Here is a 273-nt window from a genome sequence, read left to right as displayed (position 1 = left end):
TGCTCGTGCAACGCTTCGCTTCTCGACCGCTTCGGAAACCGAACTCGGCACTCTGAAGACTTACGTTGAAACCCGTTTCCAGTGGGCTGACGGTAACGATTCCGGCTCCACGGGCACTCTGCGCTTTGGTTACATCCAGCTGGGTGGTCTGCGCGTTGGTCTTGATGAATCGGCCTTCGTAACCTTCCCAGGCTACCTCGGCAATGTCATGAACGATGACGTGATCCTTGCTGGCGGCTATCGCACTGGCTTGATCAGCTACACCTTCACCGG

General features: G+C 56.8%; 1 protein-coding gene. It reads left to right on the top strand.

Annotated elements, in window-relative coordinates; translation table 11 throughout:
• On the top strand, positions 1 to 273 hold a 273-nt coding region (locus tag F9K91_RS25655), incomplete at both ends, for a porin (RefSeq protein WP_208852738.1).

The sequence above is a fragment of the Brucella tritici genome (assembly GCF_008932295.1).
GTDB classification, from domain to species: Bacteria; Pseudomonadota; Alphaproteobacteria; order Rhizobiales; family Rhizobiaceae; genus Brucella; species Brucella tritici.
Note: the sequence above shows the minus strand (reverse complement) of the source record. Positions and strands in the feature narration are given on the sequence as shown.